Here is a 19,679-nt window from a genome sequence, read left to right as displayed (position 1 = left end):
CGGCGTGTCCAGGCGTCGTCGCTCGAAAAAACCGGAACCCCGACGTAATAGCGCCGCTAATGGCGGATCGTCACTACGAAGGCGAAGTGGAAAAACTACACATCTATCTGTTCGGCGCGCACGATGCGGTTCGGCACGAGCAGGCGCTGATCCGGCTCGACAAGGCCGGCTACATGGTCACGCTCGCGCGGGTCGTGGTCGAAGATCTGCCGACCTATGCGCAGGCGCGCGACCGCCCCGAGCTGCAAAGTCTGATCCGACGAATCGCGCCGCGCGACACGCTCGTCGTGCTCGAGCTGGCCGCGCTTGGCTGCAACGCGCGCGACATCCTCGCCACCGTGATGCAGTGCCGGAAGGCCGGCGTGGCGCTGCGTTGCGTCGAAGTCGGCCATACCGATCTGGCCGGGCGCCCCGAGCCCTCGGCGGTGAAGGCATTGCGCGCGCTGGTGCGGCTCGACGCCGCGTGCCGCAGCCTGCGCAGCCGCGACAGTCTCGCGGCCGTTCGCGCGAGCGGCAAGCACACGGGCAGGCCGCCGTCGCTTTCCGAGCAGCAGCGTCAACGTGTGCTGCAATCGCTCGGCAGGGGACAGTCGGTCAGCGAGGTCGCGCGGCGCTTCGGCACGTCGCGTCAGACCGTGATGCGCATTCGCGCGGACACGCCAGCCGTGTAGAAATTGCGTGCCGGAGCCCGGGATCACTGCGAGTCGTCGAGGTCTGGAAAAGCCTGATCGAACATCGTGCGCAAGTGTGCGGCTGGTCCGCTCACGTGAACAACGCGGGCGGACGCGAGTCGCTGAGCGTCGATCTGGTCGATTGCCCTGCGGATCGCCTCGCGATTATCTCGGCCGCGTTGAGCTCGGGACCGATGACCGTGCTGGCGACCGACACTGAATGCGTGCGCGGAAATAACGCGCGGTGCGCGGCAGCCCTTCGTCAAGCGACGTGCCCGGCTGCCAGCCGAGCAGTTGTGTCGCCAACGAGATGTCCGGCTGTCGATGCCATGGATCGTCGGCCGGCAGCGGCCGTGTTTCGAGCGGCGACGCGGAGCCGGTCACCGAGACGATGCGCTGCGCGATCTCGCGCATCGACACTTCGTGCGGATTGCCCAGGTTGACCGGGCCGCCTGGATCGTCGGCGCTGTTCATCAGCAGGATGAAGGCGTCGATCATATCGTCGACATAGCAGAACGAACGCGTCTGCGAGCCGTCGCCATAGACGGTCAGCGGCTCGCCGCGCAACGCCTGCATCATGAAGTTCGACACCACCCGGCCGTCGGCCGGATGCATGCGCGGGCCGTAGGTGTTGAAGATGCGCGCGATGCGGATCGACAGACCATGCTGACGGCGATAGTCCATGAACAGCGTTTCCGCGCAGCGCTTGCCTTCGTCGTAGCACGAGCGCGGACCGATGGGATTCACGTGGCCCCAGTAGTCTTCTTTCTGCGGATGGACGAGCGCGTTGCCATACACCTCGCTCGTCGACGCCTGGAAAATCCGCGCTTTCACGCGTTTGGCGAGCCCGAGCATATTGATCGCGCCGTGCACGCTGGTCTTCGTAGTCTGCACCGGATCGTGCTGGTAGTGGATCGGTGACGCGGGGCACGCGAGGTTATAAATTTCATCGACTTCCACATACAACGGGAACGTCACGTCGTGACGCATCAGTTCGAAGTTCGCGCAGTCGAGTAGATGCGCGATGTTGTCCTTCGTACCGGTATAGAAGTTGTCGACGCATAGCACGTCGTGTCCCTGCGCGACGAGCCGTTCGCACAGGTGCGAGCCGAGAAAGCCGGCGCCGCCGGTGACCAGAATGCGCTTGCGGGTAAGTTCTTTCATGGTGCGTGATCCTGTGGTTGGACCGCATGAACGTTGAAAATCAGCGTGGCATCACGCCGTGACGTGCAGCAGCGCGTCGTGCCAGTCCTGCGCGAAACGGTCGATATGAAAGCGTTCGAGCGCCGTGCGCCGCGCGCCTTCGCCGAGCCGCCGCGCTTCGCCGGAATCGCGCAGCAGCCCGAGCATGGCGTCGACGAGCGCGTCGAGGTCGGTATGCACGAAGCCGTTTTCGCCGTTGCGGATCACGGTGGCGAGCTCGGCCGTCGCGAGACCGACGATCGGCATGCCGATCGTCATCGCCTCGACGATCGCGAGGCCGAGGCTGGTCCAGCGGATCGGATTGAAAAAGAAGCGGTAGCGCGCGCTGAACGCGGCCAGATCGAGGTTGCCGATTTCACCGATGCCGTCTAGCCGCTGTGCGTCCATCCCGACGAGATCGAGCGGCACGCGCGTGCGCGTTTCGCTGAAGACATCCGCGCCGAGCCGCCGGCCGCGCTGCGCGAGATGATTGACGACCACGATGCCGCGCTGCAGTTCGCCGCTGTAGCGCACGCCGTCGGGCACCACGACGCCATGTTCGATCACGCGCGTCGGCGTGACGCCGCTGTCCCACATCAGCCGGTTGAAGTGCGTGACGTGGACCAGCAGCGTGCCGGGATCGTCGACCCAATGCCATTGCTCGAACGGGTTTTCCTGCGGCGGGTCGTGCTCGACATAGACGCGTGGCAGACGTTGCTGCGCGGCGCTTAGCACGTGCTCGCGGTCGTGGTCCCAGTGGGTGCGATGCTGGAACAGCACCACGTCGAACTCGTGGTTGGCCACGTCGTCGATTGCGATCTCGTGCACGTTGTCGCCCCACGGCAATACGCCGACCTTGCCGGCATAGCCGGGCGGATGACCGGGTTTCGTCACCAGATAGAAATCGTGCGGCGTCTGGCTCAGGTAATACATGTAGTTGCCGTGCACGTGCCAGGTCAGCACGCGCAGCCGGCGGCAATTACGCAACATGGTGCAGATCCTCGAAAGACAGCGAAACGGTTCCCTCATGCAGACTGCCGGGCGTGCCTGGTCGCGCGCCGGGCGCGCGCGCAAGCTGCTCGCGGGCGGTCTCGACCACTTGTTCGACCTGCACGTTCAGCGCGCACGGATGACCATACGGGCAGTCGCGGAACATGCACGGCCGGCACGCCGGATAGTCGGCCAGCACGCGATGCCGCGCATGATCGAGCGGCGCCCAGCGTCGCGTGTCGCTGCCGCATGCGATCACAACCGACGCGCTCGCCATCGCCGTGGCGATGTGCGAGATGCCGGTGTCGTTGCAGACCACGAGCCGCGCACGCGCGACCAGCGCGGCGAGTCCGCCGAGCGACGTCGCACCCGCCAGATGCAGCGCGGGCGCGCTCATCGCGCCGAGCACCGCGCAGGTCAGCGGCGCTTCGGCGGCCGTGCCGGTGATCGCGATCTGCCAGCCGTCGGCGGCGAGGTGGTCGGCGACGGCCGCGAAGCGCTCGGCGGGCCAGCGGCGCGACGGCAATTGCGAACCGGGGTGAACCAGCACGAGCCGCCCGTCTTCGATGCCGTGATACGTGCGCAGCGCGGTGTACTCGTCGAGGTCGAGCTCGGTGAGCGGGAACGTCAGACGCCGGTCGTGCGACGGCGCGCCGAGTGCGCTCATCAGCGCGAGATAGCGCTCGGGCTCCGGCAGCGCATCGGGCCAATCGATGAAGCAACCCTCGCGCGGTACCTCGTCGGGCTGCACGAAGCCGGCGTCGGCACATGCGCCGAGTTGATGCAGCAGATCGTTGGCGATGCCGCCGCTGCCGTGCAGCTGGACCGCCAGATCGAAACGCCGCTCGCGCATCCGCGCGAAGAACGCGGGCAAGCCATGGTTCGATTCGGGCTGCTCGGGAAAACCGACCGCGCCCGGAAACACGATCAGCTCGTCGACGAGCGCCGCATAGCGCTCGACGAACGCGCGTGCCCACGGCAGTCCGATCAGCGCGATATGCGCATCCGGCGCGGCCGCGCGCAGTGCGCGCAAGGCGGGCACCGCGCACAGCATGTCGCCGAGCTGCAGCGCGCGAAACACGGCGATACGGCGCGGCGCGAGCGCCGCCAGCAGCGAGGGTGGGGTCATGGAAAGAACACCTTGAAACGGATGGCGCCATAGAGCCGCCAGTAGATCGATAGACACGGAATGGGGATCGACGTCCAGAGCATTTCGGCGACGTGGCGCCAGCCGTGGTTGCGCCCGCGCAGCCGCCGCGCGCAGAAATAGCCGGTCAACCCGCACCACGCGATCAAACCCGCGCCCGCGAGCATCGGCTGATCCGCAAACGAACCGCCGATCGCCAGCAACGCGGCGCAGAGAATCGCGTAGTACAGCAGCGGCGGCCGCGAGCGGATGCGCGTTCGAAACAGTTCGGGATGCTTGCGATAAAGCAGCGCATCGAACTGGCTCTTTTTCTGCTGCGCGATGCTGACGCCCCAGCGCGCGGGCCGCACCGGATGCACGACCACCGCGTCGCGGGCGCGCACGATCTGGGCGCCCGCGGTAAGCAGCGTGAACTGCAGGTCCGAATCCTCGCGCCACGCCGACGTGAACCGTTCGTCGAAGCCGCCGGTCGCGACGAGCGCCGCACGCGTGACGAACACGTTCGCGGTCGCGAATTCGGCGCGCGCGAGGCCGCTCGCGTCGGCTTCGTAATCGGTCGGCAGATCGGGCGGCGAGGGCAGCGGCACGACGATCGTGCCGGCGGCCGCCATCGCGCCTTGCGCGAGGGCCGCGACGCCAGCCGTCAGCCAGTGCGGATCGGGCAGCGTGTCGTCGTCGGTGAAGGCGATCAGCGAAGCGCGCGCATACTGCCAGCCCGCGTTGCGCGCGCCGGCCGGCCCCTGGGTGCGCGTGACCGGGAGGTAGTGCACTTCCAGCCCGCGCGGCGCCATCTCGCGTGCGAATCGTTCGACGCAGGCGCGCGTGGCGTCGTCGGGACCGTCGTCGCAGACCACGATCTCGTAGCGGTGCGGCGCGAACTGCTGCGCGCATAGCGCGGCAAGACAGTTCGCGAGCATCGCGGGACGGCGGTAGGTGGGCACGACCACCGACACGTCGGGCCTCGACTGCGTGCGCAACGTGCGGCCGGTTTCCTCGTCATCTTCGCTGCTGTAGCGCGCGGCCACGCCGCCATGCAGGGGCGACGGACACATGACCGAGGCGTTCATGCGCGGCCCCCCGCCTTGTCGACGAGGAACGGGCCGATCACGAGCGCGTCGAGCGGCGAGGTCCAGAACGACTCGACCGCGTCGCGCGGCGAATTCACCATCGGCTCGCCGCGCGTGTTGAACGACGTATTGACGAGAATCGGCACGCCCGTGCGCTGCTTGAACGCCGCCAGCAAGTCGTAGTACAGCGGGTGCTGCGCGCGGTTGATGGTCTGCACGCGCGCGGTGCCGTCCACATGCCGCACGGCCGGAATACGCGCGGCCTTGTCGGCGCGCACGTCGAACACGAACAGCATGAACGGCGCGGTTTGGCCGTTCACGAACCATTCGTTGGCTTCCTCTTCCATCACGACCGGCGCGACCGGGCGAAAGTCCTCGCGATCCTTGATCTCGTTGAGCTTCGCCTGCATCCGCGGATCGACCGGCGATGCGAGGATCGAGCGCGCGCCGAGCGCGCGCGGCCCGAATTCGGTGCGCCCCTGATACCAGCCGATGACCTTGCCTTGCGCGAGCAGATCGGCGGTCTCGCCGGCGATATCGGCGAGTCGCCGGTACGGTACTTTCGACCAGCGCAGGAACTGCTCGATTTCCGCTTCGCTGTATTCGGGCCCGAGATACGCGTGATCCATTTTCCAGTGACGCTCGCGGTCGCCGCGCGCGGCACGCTCGCGATAATCGGTCCACAGTGCCGCGCCAAGCGCGGTGCCAGCGTCGCCGGCCGCCGGCTGTACCCACACTTCGCTGAACGGCCCGGCGTCGCGCACCTTCGAGTTCATCACGCAGTTCAGCGCGACGCCGCCCGCCATGCAGAGCCGGCTCAAGCCGGTCTGCCGATGCAGCCAGTGCGCGAGTTCCAGCACGGTCTCCTCGAGTACGCGCTGCAACGAATTGGCGATATCGAAGTGGCGTTGTTCGAGCGGCCCGCCGCGTTCGCGCGCGGGACCGAAGCGTTCGGTCAGCCGCGGAGCGTCGACGGTATAGCTGCCGTCCTGCCGATAGCGGACGATCTCGCGGAACACCTCGACATAAGCCGGCTTGCCGTACGACGCGAGCGCCATCACCTTGTACTCGTCCGACGAGTGCAGGAAGCCGAGCCAGTCGGTGACCGCTTCGTAGAGCAGCCCGAGCGAGTGCGGCAGCTCGACCTGTTTCAGACGCTTGTACTCGCCGCCGACGAATTGCCCCATGCTGGTCGTCACGCCCTCGCCGCGGCCGTCCATCGTCAGCACGGCGGTGTCGTCGAACGGCGCGGCGAGAAACGCGCTCGCCTCGTGCGCGAGATGGTGCTCGACGAAGTGCCATGCGAAGCCGTGCTCGCGATCCACGCCCTGGAAGCGCTTGCGCAGATGATGCGGCGCGCCGTCGAGCAACTGGCCCTTCGCGTTGGCGATATAGCTGAGGAACAGCGGGTCCCACGCCGACGCGGACGGGTTGTCCGGGCGCGTGCCGGCCGGATCGAACGGCAGCTCGATCGTCGCGCCCGGCCTCTTCGGCATGCCGCCGAATAGCGTGGGGTCGTACGAGTAAGCGACGTGAGCGATCGCGGCGAGCGTAATGCCGGCGGCCTTCAGGCAGTAGTCGATCGCATCGAACGGGAGCTGCCAGGTCGAGAACGGCACCGGACGTTTCGCGTGCTTGACGTGCGTGAAGCGTTCGTCTTCGGCGGCCGCGAGCACCACGCCGTCGCGCAGCAGCGCGGCGGCGCTGTCGTGATAGACCGCGTTGATTCCGAGTGTGTACATGGCATTAGCAGTGGAAGTGGGTTCAGGGGACGGTTGGCTGATCGATCAGCGACGGCGCGCTCGTGTTATCGGCGCGACCGGCGCGCTCCGATACACCACGACGCGGCGCATGCGCGTGCGCTTGCCGCAATTCGAGTGCCGCGTGCACGACCTCGTCGGTCGGAACGCCGAGCAGGCAGGCGTGATGCCCGTGCGGACACACGCTGCGATAGCACCAGCGGCATTCGACGTCGCGATACAGCACGCGTTGCGGCGTTTGCCACGGTGTGTGCTGCGGGTTGGTCAGCGCGTAAAGATCGACGACCGGCGTGCCGAGCGCGGACGCGACATGCACGGGGCCGCTGTTGTTGGACACGAGCACGCTCGCGCGTTCGAGCAGCGCGGCGAGTTCGGCGAGCGTCAGCGCACCGCTCAGGTCGTATAGCTGCGCGCGCGCGCCAAGCGCGGCCGTGCGCATCACGGTCTCGACGAGCGCTTGCTCGCTCGCGCCGCCGGTCACGAGCACCGAGGCGCCGGTTTCGCGCGCGAGCTGCGTGGCGACCTCGCCGAAGCGCTCGGGCGGATAGCGGCGCGACGCAGCGGTCGCACCTGGATGCAACACGATGCACTCGGTGTGGCGGCAGATGCCGAGCGTCCTCAGTTTCGCGTCGAGCGACTGGCGCGCGGCCGGCGGCACGCGAAAGCGCATGCCGGTGTCGCCCGTCTGCGCGCCGACGTGATGCACCAGATCGAGCTGGCGTTGCACCTCGTGCCGTGTGCGCTGCTGCGGCTCCGGCTCGCGCAGCCAGTCGGTCAACAGCGCGTACGGATTTTCACGGCAATGCGCGAGGCGGCGCGGAATCCCCGCGAGATAGCACAGCATCGCGGCCGGCAACGGGCTCTGGCTATAGACGGTGAAAATCACCGCCGCGTCGAAGCCGCCGCGCCGCAGCCGCTGCTGCATGCGGTGATCGTCGAGCAGATCGCGCGTCACGGTCGACGCGGGCGCGACCCACGGCGCGTCGTATTCGATCACATCGTCGACGTCGTCGAGAAACGGCGCGAGCGCGACGCCGCTGCGCGACGCGAGCAGCGTGATATGGCGGTCTTCGGCGGACTCGCGCAGCGCGTGCAGCGCGGGCGTGGTCATCAGCACGTCGCCGAGATTGTCGAGGCGCACGCACAGAATCCGTTTGACCTCGCCGCCCCAGCACACCGGCTGCGACGTATCGGGGGCGCGCGCGTGAGCCAGCTTGGGCGGCGCAAGTGGCAGAGGTGCGTTCACCGTGGCGCCTCCTTGCGGCGCGCCGCGGTGTCCGGCGGCAGGCCGTGCAATACGACGCGTTGCGCGGCCTCGTGGAGACCGGCGGCGCGCGCGCCCGGCGTGCGCTGCGGGCCGGTTCGCCATTCGGTCTCGTGGCCGTTGTCGAGCAGGATCGTGCGGCAGCCGGCGCGATTGCCCGCTTCGACGTCGTCGAGAATGTCGCCGATGAACCAGCTGTTGGCGAGATCGAGCTCATGCTCTTCGGCCGCGCGCAGCAGCATGCCGGGCGCGGGCTTGCGGCAGTCGCAGACGATCGCGTAACGCGCGACGCTGCCCTCGGGATGATGCGGACACCAGTACGTGCCGGCGAGCGTGGCGCCGCACTCGGCGAACATCTGCCGCAGCCGGCGTTCGACGTCGAACAGCGCTCTGTCTTCGAACTTGCCGAGCGCGATGCCGGACTGATTGCTGATCACGAACAGCGCGTACGGGTACGCGGCGAGCAGCGCGAGCGCTTCGCGCGCGCCCGGCGCGAAACGCATCAGCGCGGGATCGGCGTTGTAGGGCACGTCTTCGAGCAGCGTGCCGTCCTTGTCGATGAACACAGCGGGTAGCGTCATGATGGTTCGTGGTATGCGCGAGCTTCGGTCATAAGTCGAAAAAAGGCGCGCCGCAGCCGCTGGACCGGCCGCGGCGTGTTCCAGATGCGCACACCGTGCGGGTTCGCGCGGCGTGCGCCGTCGTCAACGGGACGACGCTGCGGCTGCTTCTCGCAGCGGTAGCTGCGCCGGCTCGGACGCGGTGTCGAGCGATGATTTGGTCGGTGCGAGCCTTGCCGCGCGAGCATAGATTTGCGCGAGCGCATCGCTGACGCCGCGCCAGGTGAAGCCGGTCCGCGCCCGGTCGAGGCCCGCTTCGCCCATCCGGCGCGCGAGCGCCGGGTCGCGCCGCAAGCGGTCGAGCCGCGCGGCGAGCGCGTGCGGATCGCGCGGCGGCACGAGAAAGCCGGTCACGCCATCGAGAATCGAGTAGCGGATGCCGCCGACATCGGCGCCGATCACCGGCGTCGCGCAGGCCATCGCCTCGATCGGCGTGATGCCGAACGGCTCGTACCAGGGCGTCGTCACGAACACGTCGGCGGCGCTGTAGAAGTAGCGCAGCCGCGTGCGACCACGCCGGCCGACGAAGCTCGTCTGCTCCGCGACGCCGCATTCGCGTGCGATCTCGCGCAGGCGCGCGATCTCCGGCGTCGCGATTTCGTTGGGGGCGTCCGAATTGCCGCCGACTATGTACAGCTGCGCCGACGCGTTGAACGTGTGCTTCAGCACGCCGACGCCGCGCACCACGTTGTCGATGCCTTTGCGCGGCACGAGCCGGCCCAGTTGCAGCACGATGAAGTCGTGCTGGCGCCAGCCGAGCGCATCGCGGGCGGCTTCGCGCTCGACGGGCATGAACTCCTCGGCATCGAAACCGCACGGCACGATCTGGATGCGCGCTGGATCGGCGCGATAGTGTTCGAGCAGATCGGCTTGGTCCTGCGGACATTCGGCGACGAGCACGTCCGAGCCTGCGACCAGTTCGTCTTCGATCGCGAAGCGCTCGTCGGGGAAGCCGTCATCCGTTCCCTGATGGATACGCCGCACGCGGCCGAGCGCGTGAAAGGTCGTGACCAGCGGCACGCCGAGCGCAGCCTTCACTTGCAGCGCGGCGAGGCCGGACATGAAGAAGTTCGCGTGCATCACGTCGTAGGACTGCGGTTCGCGGCGAAAGAACGCGCTCAGAAACGCGGCGAACTCGTCCATGAACGGCAGCAGTCGTTCCTTTGGCAATTGCCGCGGCGGTCCCGCGGGCACATGAATCACGCGCACGCCGTCCATGTCGACGCGCTCGGGCAGCAGTGCGCGATCGCGGCGCGTAAACACGTCGACCTGATGGCCCATTTCCACCAGTTGACGCGCGACGTTCGCGACGTAGATGTTCTGTCCGCCGCTGTCGACGCCACCGGCGACAGCAAGTGGCGACGCGTGTTCGCTGATCAGGGCGATCTTCATTGGCATTCCTTCCTGCGATAAGCGGCTATTGATGTTGACTTTCGTAAGCGGCGCACAGCATGTGGTGTGCCATTCGCATCCTGCGGTGCGGACAAACGACGCAAACGTCGCGCGGAACCGTACGAAGCGCTGTAGCGTGCCCTTTTTCGTGGGTAGAGAAGCGCTGTGGCGTCCCCTGTTTCTACATACGGTCATGTAACTTCGAACCGCTCGCGCCGCGCCGGTACCAGGATGGGCGAAGGACCCCGCCCAATTGATAAGTAAGAAGTGCGCGGAAAAGGGCTGGAGCCAGCGCCTTTTTTGCTTGCGCCCGGGCGCGCCGCTTGCGCGACGCCACACTTGTGCGACGTTTCTTCCGGGTGCCCCCACCACGACCTCATGCCGAATTCCGCCCCGCCGCCTCGCTCCGAACTGACGCGCCGAATCGTCGGCGATCTCGCGCATGCGGTATGGCGTTATCGCTGGCAGACCAGCGGGGCGCTCGCGCTGATGATCGCCGCGCGGCTCGCGACCGTGCTGATGCCGCTCACGCTGAAGCACATCGTCGACGAACTGAGCCATCCGCTCGCGCAGGTGGCGTTTCCAGTGTTCCTCGTGCTCGCCTATGCGCTGCTACGATTTTTCGGCGACGCGCTGAACGAGGCGCGCGACGTCGTGTTCAGCATCGTCGTGCAACGCACGGTCGCGGCGCTGACCGAGCGGACCTTCGCGCATCTGCATCGGTTGAGCGCGCGCTTTCATGCGCGGCGCGAGACTGGCGCGATCGTGCGCGACGTGCAGAAAGGCGCCGACGGCATCGGCTTTCTGCTCGGCACCGCGCTGTTTACGATCGTGCCGACCTTCTTCGAGATCGCGGTGATCGTCGCGATCATGGTGCATAGCTACGCGCGCGAATTCATGCTCGTGATCGTCGTGACCTTCGTGCTGTATGCGGGCTACACGTTCGTGTTCACGCGGCGGCGCGTCGCATTCCAGCGCGCGGTCAATCTGCTCGAAGCGCAATCGGACGGGCGGCTCGTCGACAGTCTGCTGAACTACGACACGGTCAAATACTTCGCGACCGAAGAGAGCGAGACGCAACGGCTCGGCAACGTGCTGGAGAAGTGGGTGCACGCGCGCATCGCTAACCAGAACGCGTTGACCGCATTGCACGTGGGACAGAGCGCGGTGATCGCGCTCGGGGTAGCGGCGGTCATGCTGCTCGCCGCGCAGCACGTGGTGGCCGGCAGCATGAGCGTCGGCGATCTGATTCTGGTGAACGCCTACCTGATCCAGATCTGCATGCCGCTGAATACGCTCGGCTTCGTGTTTCGCGAGACCAACGACGCGCTCGTCAACGTCGAGCGCATGTTCGTGATTCTGGTCGCGCGCGGCCGCGTCGGCGAGGATATCGATGCGCGCGACGCGCAGCCGCTGAAGGTCGGCGCGGGGCTGATCGAGTTCGAACATGTCGATTTCGGCTACGACACGGCGCGTCGGGTGCTGCGCGATGTCGACTTTCACGCGTATCCGGGCAAGACGCTCGCGGTGGTCGGCGGCAGCGGCTCGGGCAAATCGACGCTCGTGAAGCTGCTGTTTCGCCTCTATCGGCCCGAGCGCGGCATGATCCGCATCGACGGGCAGGACATCAGCATGCTCACGCAGCGCAGTCTGCGCGAGGCCATCGGCATCGTGCCGCAGGACACCGTGCTGTTCAATGAAACGATCGCCTACAACATTGCCTATGGACGTCCGTCGGCGACGCGCGCGGACGTCGTGCGGGCGGCGCGGGCCGCGCAGCTCGACGAGTTCATCGAGCGCTTGCCCGACCATTACGACACGCGCGTCGGCGAGCGGGGCGTGCGGCTATCGGGCGGCGAGCGGCAGCGCATCGCGATTGCGCGCGCGATTCTGAAGGACCCGCGCATCATCGTGTTCGACGAGGCGACCTCGGCGCTCGACACGCGCTCCGAGCGCGCGATCCAGACCGAGCTGACGCGCCTCGCGCAAGGCCGCACGTCGATCGTGATCGCGCATCGACTTTCTACCGTCGTCGACGCGGACTGGATTCTGGTGATGGAGCACGGCCAGGTGGTCGAGCAGGGCACGCATCGGGAACTGCTCGCGCGCGAGGGCGTGTACGCGAAGATGTGGTCGCTGCAATGGCAGCAGGGCGAACTCGAACACGCGCAGCGCCGGCTGACCGCGCGATCGGTCAGCGTCAGCGCATTGACGGCGGGTGTGATCGATGCATTGCACGACGAGATCGCCGAGCGGCGCGTCGTCGTCTACGCGGAGCCGTCCGACCACGAGCTGCGGTTGACCGGCGATCCGAGCGTGCTGCAACCGTTGATCGCCGAGTTGTGCCGCAATGAGATCGCGCAGGCGAGCCCGGGGCAGCGCATCGCGTTGCGCGCGCAGCGGCACGGCAATCATGTGGGGTTCAGCGTGCTCGGCATGGGCGACAAGCCGGCCGAGCTATCGCAGGCGGCGGCGCGGCAGATGGAAAGCGCGCTGGCGGCCGCGGGCGGCAGCTTCACGCTGACGCCGCTGAACGGGCGGCTCGCCTATGTGGCGATGCTGCCGCTGCGGCCGGTCGCGGATGCGCAATCGCCACTGGCGTCGGCGCCCACGGCGCCGGATTCGGCGGAGCCCGCTCCGCTCGATGGCCTCTTCGTGCTCGCGATCGACGACCAGGAAGAAGCGCGCGACGCGCTCGAAGCGGTGCTGAGCACGAGCGGCGCACGCGTACGGCTATGTGCAGCTGGCACCGAAGCGCTGGACTGGCTGCGCGCGACGGACCCGGCGCAATGGCCGCACGTGCTGCTCTGCGATCTGATGCTGGCCGGCGAAGATGGCCATGACGTGCTGAGCCGTTTGCGCGCACTGGAAGGCGGCCGCCCGTCGATACGCGGCGGGCCACTGCCCGCGATCGCGCTGACCGGCTACACGGACGCACTCGACGAACAGCGTGCGCGCACCGTGGGTTTCGACGCGCACTTGCACAAGCCCGTGGCGCCCGCAGAACTGATCGCCGCGATCCGGCGGCTCGCGCAGGCGCCGTCGCGCACGGACACGGCGTTGCCGCGATCATGATGCGCGCGATTCAGGTCTGGGCGAGGTCTCAGATCGGCGCGTCGAACTTGCCACCAACAGTCGTCGTTGCGGACGCGTCGAGATTGCGCTCGGCCGCGCGCACGCGGTCGCGCATCGCGAGGATCGACCGGGGGACCACCCGGCGTTCTCGCACGGTCCACGCCAGCCCGGCCAGTAATTCGGTGCCGTCGCGCATCAGCGTGCCTTCCCGCGCGAATACGTCGAGGGCGCGCAGAGTCGCGCTCAACGCTTCGCCCAACGGCAGACGCAGCCACGCGACCCACGCGGCGTTGCGCGCGAGCATGCGACGGCGCAACGCGCTGTCGCGCACCGGCGACGGATGGTGATGGAGCGTCAACTGCTCGCAGTAGACGATCGCATGTCCCGACGCGAGCACGTCGAGCGAAACGAGTGTTTCCTCACCGCCGATGAAAAGACGCGGCTCATAGCCGCCGATCTCGCGATACAGCGCCGCGCGAAACACGCACGCGCCCGCCATCAAGCCGATCAAGGAGGGCCCCGGCAGACCGACACGGCCGAGCGGGCTTGCGCGCATCAACGCACAGGTCGGATCCGTCGTGTTGTCCGCGCCGACCGCGACGCGCGCATTCAGCACGCCGACGCGCGGCCATGCATCGAGCAATTGCACCGCGCGTTCGAGCGAGCCCGGGCCCCACCAGGTGTCGTCATCGCAGAACGCGACATAGTCGGTCTCGACGCACGCGACCGCGTGGTTGCGGCCCGCCGCGCCGAGATTGCCGTTGCATTCGACGACGCGAACGCTCGGATAGCGCGCTTCGACGAGTGCGACCGTGTTGTCGGTGGAACCGTTGTCGGCGACGATGATCGGCGGGTTTTCGGGTAACGCGAGCAGACGTTCCAGGGTGGTGAGCAATTCGCCCGCACGGTTATACGTGAGAACAACGACCGAAATACGCGGGTGGGGGGCTTTGGTTTGCATGCTGTGCAATCGCTTCGACGGTTGGACTGCGACGACGAAGCAAACCTCGTGCCGTGCGTCACGCGTTTTGCGTAGATCGACACGATTCGTCGCGGCCAAGCGGCCAATAGCGTTCGGACGAAAAAAGGCTTGCCTGTCCTTCGGGACCGAATGCGCGCAATTGGCTGCGATAGGCGTCGAGTGCCGCGCGCTTCATGCGCTCGTGTTGCGTGGTGCCGGGCACGTTCAACGCATGCGGCGTGTTGGCCGCATAGCCGCGTTTCGCGAGGTCGGACAGGCGCGCTTGCACGACGCCGGACATGCGCCGGTAGGGCACATCTTCATAGGCGATGAACGGAGTGGCCGGCTGACGCTGCATCAGGGCGAGACAGGCATTGGACACGAGAACGTGATCCGAATGGAACAGGCCCAACGGCATCACGACGCGCGTCGGTTTTGCGTGAGAAACAGTCTGGCTCAACGCGGTGAACAGCTCATCCGCACCGGGCGACGCATGGTATTGCGCGTCGCGGAACAGCAGATGCACGGGAATCGCCGACAACAACCCCAGCGCCTCCCGGTCTTCCGCCTGACGTGCGCGCATCGCTTCGAGCGCGTCGGCGAAACCGGCCGCGCGGTCCCAATCGGTCGTCATGTTCCCGGCGGGCGGCGCGGTGAAAACCGTGCAGACGACCGTGCCGGGATGCGCGGCGGTCAGAAGTCCGCAGCTGAGGACCGCATCGTCGAGATGCGGTGAGATGACGAGCAAGCGCTGGTTCGATTCCATACCGGCGATTAGCAAGCTACATTCCGCCGGCGCGGTGCGCGGAGGGTCGGTGCGGGAATAGCACTTGCTGCCATTGCGGTTCTGCTACCCGCTTGCCACTTCAGCTATGAGCCCCCCTGTAAAACCGCCCGACCACATTCGCGCGGCGGGCGCAAGGAACCGGACGACTGCCTCGGCACTCCGCGCGCCAAATGATCCGCAACTCACTTCAGAAGGGCGAAGCATGACGAACGACGAAGTGGCGAGCCCGCGCACGCAACGGCGGCGGCTTGGAGGATGGCTGCCGCGCGAGGAAGCGCAGCTCGCGCACTACCGGACCATGCTGGTGGCCAAAGCGCGCGAACGTGCGCGCACGGCGCCACGCACGCGCGCGGTGATCGTGATCGAGTGCGAGGATCCGGCGGTGGGGCAGGTGGCGTGCGTGTTCGTTGGCATGGCGGACGTGTCGTCGTGCAGGATCGAGGCGTTGCCTGGTCAGCGCGTCAGAAAGGGCGATGAGTTGGGTTTTTTCCAGTACGGCGGATCGACCTGCTGCCTGGTGTTCGAGCCGGGCGTGATAGATCGCTTCGTCGTGGAACCGCCGTTCGGCGACAGGCAGCCACCGATCGAGGTCAACGCGGCCGTTGCGAGGGTCGCGTCGCGCAACGCGTCGTCGTCGCAAAGCAACGGATAGACCCGTTGCGCCCCGTCAAGCCGCTAGTTCAGCCGCGCAGCCGCGCGAAAATACTCATCAGGTCTTCGAGAACCACCGGCTTTTTCAGGTGCGCGTCGAAGCCCGCGTCTGCGGCCGCGCTGACGTCCGCCTGCTGGCCGAAGCCGCTGACCGCGATACAGATCACGGACTTCATCGCCGGCATACCGCGCAGCTTGCCGATGAACTCCATACCGTCCATGCCCGGCATGCCGATGTCGGACAGGATGATATCGGGCGCGTTGCCGTTGATGATCGTCAACGCTTCCTCGCCGCTCGTCGCGGTCCGCACTTCGGCGCCCTCGCTTTCCAGCAGCAGCTTGAAGGTTTCGACGGTCGCGGCGTCGTCGTCGACCATCAGGATACGTGTGCCTTTCAACGGCTCGGCGGTGACTTCGATACCCGCGCTCGTGCGGGTGGCGAGCCGGTGGGTGGGCAGGGTCACCGTGAACGTTGCACCGCGGCCGACGCCGTCCGACTCCGCACGCACCGCGCCGCCGTGCAGGTTGACCAGATCACGCACCAGCGCGAGGCCGATGCCGAGGCCCCCGCGGCGCGAGCCCGGATCGCGGCTCTGCTGGAACATCTCGAAGATATGCGGCAGCAGCGACGCCTCGATGCCGATGCCGGTATCGCTGACGCGCAGCACGGCCTCGGCGTGATCATTGACCTGCAACGACACCTGGATCGAACCGCGCTGCGTGAACTTCAGCGCATTGCTGATCAGATTCCACACGATCTGCTCGATCCGTGTGAGGTCGGCGTGAACGATCACGGGCGCATCGGTCATCTCGACGCTGAGCGTGATGCCGCGTTGCGCGGCATCGTCCTGCACCGCGCTGCACACGCGCTGCACGATCTCGCGCATGTCCACTACGGTGCGCACGACCGACAGCTTGCCCGTGCGCACGCGCGAAATGTCGAGCAGATCGTCGATGATTTGGGCCTGGCCCATCACGGTGCGGCGGATCGTATCGGTCGCGCGCGACACGTTCAGGTTCTGCCGCGCTTCCGGCGCGCGCGCGATCAGCTCGGCGCTGGCCGAAATCAGGTTCAGCGGATGCTTGAGCTCGTGCGACACGACCGCGAGAAATTCGTCGCGGCGCCGCTGCGCGTCGCGCTCGCTCGCCGCGCGCAGCGTTTCGACATGGGTGCCGCGTCCCGAGGTCGGTTCGTGCACATATTCGCCGAGATCGCGCGTGATCTTCGCAAAGCCGCTGATGCCCGGTTCGTCGAGACGGGACAGCACGCCGCTCGCGAAAAAGCGCGTGCCGTCCTTGCGCAGATGCCAGCACTCCTCTTCGGCGCGGCCGTTCAGACGCGCTTCGGCGAACTCGCGTTGCGCGACGTTGCCGGCGCGGTCCTCGTCGGTGTACAGGATGTCGGCGGACTGGCCGATCATTTCGGCTTCCGAATAGCCGAAAATCCGTTCCGCGCCCGCGTTCCAGCTAGTGATCACGCCGTTATCGTCGAACGTGATGATCGCGTAGTCCTTGGTGCCCTCCGCGACGATGCGCATGCGCCGCTCGCCTTCGCGCAGCCGGTCTTCCGCCTGACGGCGATCGGTGATGTCGATGAACGACAGCACCGCGCCGTCGATGCGGTCTTCCGTCGTGCGGTAGGGCACGAAGCGGGCAAGATACCAGCGCCCGTCGTTACTCTTCAGCTCGCGTTCGATCAGGCGCAGCGAGTCGAACGCTTCGGCCGCGTCGTCGGCGAGCCTGTCGTATTCGAGCCGGTGCGTGATGTCGAGCAGCGAGCGGCCGATGTCCGATGGAATGATGCTGAAGACGTCGGTTGCGCGCGGCGTATAGCGCTTGATGCAGAAGTTGCGGTCGACGAAGATCGTGCCGATGTCGTTCGCGGCGATCAGGTTGTGCAAGTCGTCGTTGATCTTGCCGGTTTCCTCGACCTTCGACTTCAGTTCCGCGTTGACCGTGGTCAGCTCCTCGTTGATCGATTGCAGCTCTTCCTTGCTGGTTTCGAGTTCCTCGGTCGCCGAGCGCAGTTCCTCGTTGATCGCCTGCAATTCCTCGTTCGACGCCTTCAGCTCCTCGGTCGAGGTTTCCGACTGCTCGATCGTGGACTGCAACTGTTCCTTCGTGCGTTGCAGCTCGCGTTCGAGCTGGCTGATGATCGGGTCTTTCTGCACGTCGGCCGAGGCCGTTTCCGCGTTGGCCATGCTGTCCTCGACCTCGTCGAACAGCACCAGCACGAAGTCCGCGTTCGCTTCCGGATCGTGCACCGGCCGCGCGGTCATCTTGACGAAGTACGAACGGCCATCGCGTTCCATGTGTACACGGCGCGCTTCGACACTGCGGTTCGTGTGCAAGGCCTGATAGATCGCGGTGCGCAGTTCGAGCCGCAGTTCCGGGCGCACGGCGGCCACGATGTGATGCGACGGCTCGCCGCCGGAATATTGCAGAAAACGCCCGGCGCGATCGGACAGATGAACGATTTCGGATTCGCGGCTCACCAGCACGCTGGGCGGCGCATATTGCTCGACGAGCCGCTGATGCAGATCGCCGAACGAGAAGCGCCGGCGCCCTGTCGGCTGCACCGTGGTCACCACGGGTCGCGATCTCATCGTGCCCGACATCGCGATCGGCACCGGCGTGTCGCCGCGCACGGCCAGGTTCGCGCGATAGATGCGGTTGCGCTTGTCGACCACGGTGAACATCGAGCTCACGCTGTCGGCCGATTCCGAGCTACCGAGAAACAGCACGCCGCCGGGCCGCAGCGCGAAGTGGAACATCCGCAGAATTTCGATCTGCGCTTCGCGGTCGAGGTAGATCAGCAGGTTGCGGCAGCAGATCATGTCGAGCCGCGAGAACGGCGGATCGCTCAGCACGTTATGGTGCGCGAACAGCATGCGTTCGCGCAGTTCCTTCTTGATCCGGAAGTGCGCGGCGTCCTTCGTGAAGAACTGGCGGATGCGCGCCGGCGTCAGGTCGGCGAAGACCGAGTCCGGGTACAGACCGGTGCGTGCGAACGAAATGGCGCGCTCGTCGATGTCGGTCGCGAATACCTGAAACGACACGCCCTCGTGTGACTTTATCGAGCGCTCCTGCATCAGCATGGCCAGCGAATACGCTTCCTCGCCGGTCGCGCAGCCCACCGACCAAACGCGGATACGGCCCTGCTCGCCGCGCTGTTCGAACAGGGGCGGCAACACCTCCCGCTCGAGCACGTCGAACGCTTCCTTGTCACGGAAGAAATTGGTGACGCTGATCAGCATGTCCTGCAGCAGCGCCTGGGTTTCTTCGGGATGCAGATGCAAATAGTCGCGATACGCCTGCAGCTCGGTGATGCCGTTGACCTGCAGCCGGCGTTCGATGCGGCGCAGGACCGTAGCCCGCTTGTAATGGCGGAAGTCGTGCGCGGTGCGGGTGCGCAGGATCACCATGATCTCGCGCAACGCGCGTTCCGCCGACTCGTTGACCGTGTCTTCGTCGGGCTCTTCCGCCTGCGCGGCCGGCAAATGGATTTCCCGCGCGGTGGACCACAGATCCATCAGCCGTTGCGGCATCTCGGCCGCGGTCATCACGAAGTCGGCCATGCCGGTCGCGATCGCGCTGCGCGGCATGCTGTCGTATTCGGCCTCGGAAGGGTCCTGCACGAGCGTAATGCCGCCCATTTCCTTGATACGCGACAGGCCGACCGAGCCATCCGAGCCCGCGCCCGACATCACGATGCCGATCGCGCGTTCGCGGTGCGCCTCCGCGAGCGTGCGGAAGAACAGATCGATGCTCGCCCGGCGTCCTTCCTCGGACTGCTTCTGCGTGACGCGCAGGTAGCCGTCGACCATGATCATCTCGAACGAGGGCGCGACCAGATAAACGTGATCCGATTCGATTGGCGTGGGGCCCGTGACCTGTTGCACCGGCATGCTGGTGACTTTCTGCAGCAGCGAGGCCAGATTGCTTTCGTGATCCGGCGACAGGTGAACGACCACTACGAAGGCCATCGACGTGTGCGCAGGCAGCGCCTCGAAGAATTCCGTCAGCGCGTTGAGCCCCCCCGCCGATGCGCCGATACCGACGATCGGATAGTGTGCCTGGCTAGGCAGAGACTGCCCTCGCTTTTTTGACAT

The 19,679-nt window shown here is 66.7% G+C and carries 13 protein-coding genes and 1 pseudogene; 3 read left to right on the top strand and 11 right to left on the bottom strand.

Annotated elements, in window-relative coordinates; all coding sequences use genetic code 11:
* Positions 1–59 precede the first annotated feature (59 nt).
* Complete coding sequence (locus tag F6X40_RS32420) at positions 60–671, top strand: recombinase family protein (RefSeq protein ID WP_184023420.1); 612 nt, start codon at positions 60–62, stop codon at positions 669–671.
* Between the two features lie 165 nt (positions 672–836).
* Here the strand turns inward: F6X40_RS32420 and F6X40_RS32415 are convergent, their stop codons facing one another.
* From F6X40_RS32415 to F6X40_RS32380, 8 genes are all read right to left on the bottom strand, one after another.
* A complete protein-coding gene (locus tag F6X40_RS32415) occupies positions 837–1,835 on the bottom strand; it encodes a UDP-glucuronic acid decarboxylase family protein (protein ID WP_187630631.1) in 999 nt (332 codons plus the stop codon).
* A gap of 51 nt (positions 1,836–1,886) precedes the next feature.
* Positions 1,887–2,843 carry a glycosyltransferase family 4 protein gene (locus tag F6X40_RS32410; protein ID WP_187630630.1) on the bottom strand — a complete coding sequence of 319 codons (957 nt, stop codon included), beginning with the start codon at positions 2,841–2,843 and terminating at the stop codon, positions 1,887–1,889.
* On the bottom strand, positions 2,833–3,972 hold the full coding sequence (locus F6X40_RS32405) for a glycosyltransferase family 9 protein (RefSeq protein WP_187630629.1): 1,140 nt from the start codon (positions 3,970–3,972) through the stop codon (positions 2,833–2,835). Before F6X40_RS32405 ends, F6X40_RS32410 begins: the two co-directional genes overlap by 11 nt.
* A complete protein-coding gene (locus tag F6X40_RS32400) occupies positions 3,969–5,057 on the bottom strand; it encodes a glycosyltransferase (protein ID WP_187630628.1) in 1,089 nt (362 codons plus the stop codon). Before F6X40_RS32400 ends, F6X40_RS32405 begins: the two co-directional genes overlap by 4 nt.
* Positions 5,054–6,799 (bottom strand): carbamoyltransferase, encoded by a 1,746-nt coding sequence (locus tag F6X40_RS32395; protein ID WP_187630627.1) that lies wholly within the window; start codon positions 6,797–6,799, stop codon positions 5,054–5,056. The genes F6X40_RS32400 and F6X40_RS32395 overlap by 4 nt, the downstream gene beginning before the upstream one ends.
* 22 nt (positions 6,800–6,821) lie before the next feature.
* Entirely contained in the window at positions 6,822–8,063 is a 1,242-nt protein-coding gene (gene waaF / locus F6X40_RS32390) for a lipopolysaccharide heptosyltransferase II (RefSeq protein ID WP_187630626.1), read from the bottom strand.
* Positions 8,060–8,662: a D-glycero-alpha-D-manno-heptose-1,7-bisphosphate 7-phosphatase gene (locus F6X40_RS32385; RefSeq protein WP_187630625.1), complete on the bottom strand. Its 603-nt coding sequence runs from the start codon at positions 8,660–8,662 to the stop codon at positions 8,060–8,062. Before F6X40_RS32385 ends, waaF begins: the two co-directional genes overlap by 4 nt.
* Positions 8,663–8,785: 123 nt before the next feature.
* Positions 8,786–10,093 carry a glycosyltransferase family 4 protein gene (locus F6X40_RS32380; RefSeq protein WP_187630624.1) on the bottom strand — a complete coding sequence of 436 codons (1,308 nt, stop codon included), beginning with the start codon at positions 10,091–10,093 and terminating at the stop codon, positions 8,786–8,788.
* A 378-nt stretch (positions 10,094–10,471) separates the two neighbouring features.
* Here F6X40_RS32380 and F6X40_RS32375 point away from each other — a divergent pair, with 378 nt between their 5' ends.
* A complete protein-coding gene (locus F6X40_RS32375; RefSeq protein WP_187630623.1) occupies positions 10,472–13,168 on the top strand; it encodes an ATP-binding cassette domain-containing protein in 2,697 nt (898 codons plus the stop codon).
* Between the two features lie 28 nt (positions 13,169–13,196).
* Here F6X40_RS32375 and F6X40_RS32370 read toward each other — a convergent pair whose 3' ends face one another.
* Both F6X40_RS32370 and F6X40_RS32365 read right to left on the bottom strand, forming a co-directional pair.
* Entirely contained in the window at positions 13,197–14,129 is a 933-nt protein-coding gene (locus tag F6X40_RS32370; RefSeq protein WP_187630622.1) for a glycosyltransferase family 2 protein, read from the bottom strand.
* 58 nt (positions 14,130–14,187) lie between these two features.
* Positions 14,188–14,895: a PIG-L deacetylase family protein gene (locus tag F6X40_RS32365; protein WP_187630638.1), complete on the bottom strand. Its 708-nt coding sequence runs from the start codon at positions 14,893–14,895 to the stop codon at positions 14,188–14,190.
* 352 nt (positions 14,896–15,247) lie between these two features.
* Between F6X40_RS32365 and F6X40_RS43660 the strand changes: the two are divergent.
* A pseudogene (locus F6X40_RS43660) lies at positions 15,248–15,568 on the top strand (phosphatidylserine decarboxylase); the annotation flags it as partial.
* A 28-nt stretch (positions 15,569–15,596) separates the two neighbouring features.
* Here F6X40_RS43660 and F6X40_RS32355 read toward each other — a convergent pair.
* Entirely contained in the window at positions 15,597–19,679 is a 4,083-nt protein-coding gene (locus tag F6X40_RS32355) for a CheR family methyltransferase (RefSeq protein WP_187630621.1), read from the bottom strand.

Origin of the sequence: Paraburkholderia sp. UCT31 (assembly GCF_014397655.1) — a bacterium.
In the GTDB taxonomy this organism is placed as follows: domain Bacteria; phylum Pseudomonadota; class Gammaproteobacteria; order Burkholderiales; family Burkholderiaceae; genus Paraburkholderia; species Paraburkholderia tuberum.
Note: the sequence above shows the minus strand (reverse complement) of the source record. Positions and strands in the feature narration are given on the sequence as shown.

Bases quoted from the DNA above. Each gene is read 5' to 3' on its own strand.
- F6X40_RS32420 (WP_184023420.1), top strand. From the start codon at position 60: ATGGCGGATCGTCACTACGAAGGCGAAGTGGAAAAACTACACATCTAT.
- F6X40_RS32415 (WP_187630631.1), bottom strand. From the start codon at position 1,835: ATGAAAGAACTTACCCGCAAGCGCATTCTGGTCACCGGCGGCGCCGGC.
- F6X40_RS32410 (WP_187630630.1), bottom strand. From the start codon at position 2,843: ATGTTGCGTAATTGCCGCCGGCTGCGCGTGCTGACCTGGCACGTGCAC.
- F6X40_RS32405 (WP_187630629.1), bottom strand. From the start codon at position 3,972: ATGACCCCACCCTCGCTGCTGGCGGCGCTCGCGCCGCGCCGTATCGCC.
- F6X40_RS32400 (WP_187630628.1), bottom strand. From the start codon at position 5,057: ATGAACGCCTCGGTCATGTGTCCGTCGCCCCTGCATGGCGGCGTGGCC.
- F6X40_RS32395 (WP_187630627.1), bottom strand. From the start codon at position 6,799: ATGTACACACTCGGAATCAACGCGGTCTATCACGACAGCGCCGCCGCG.
- F6X40_RS32385 (WP_187630625.1), bottom strand. From the start codon at position 8,662: ATGACGCTACCCGCTGTGTTCATCGACAAGGACGGCACGCTGCTCGAA.
- F6X40_RS32380 (WP_187630624.1), bottom strand. From the start codon at position 10,093: ATGAAGATCGCCCTGATCAGCGAACACGCGTCGCCACTTGCTGTCGCC.
- F6X40_RS32375 (WP_187630623.1), top strand. From the start codon at position 10,472: ATGCCGAATTCCGCCCCGCCGCCTCGCTCCGAACTGACGCGCCGAATC.
- F6X40_RS32370 (WP_187630622.1), bottom strand. From the start codon at position 14,129: ATGCAAACCAAAGCCCCCCACCCGCGTATTTCGGTCGTTGTTCTCACG.
- F6X40_RS32365 (WP_187630638.1), bottom strand. From the start codon at position 14,895: ATGGAATCGAACCAGCGCTTGCTCGTCATCTCACCGCATCTCGACGAT.
- F6X40_RS32355 (WP_187630621.1), bottom strand. From the start codon at position 19,679: ATGTCAAAAAAGCGAGGGCAGTCTCTGCCTAGCCAGGCACACTATCCG.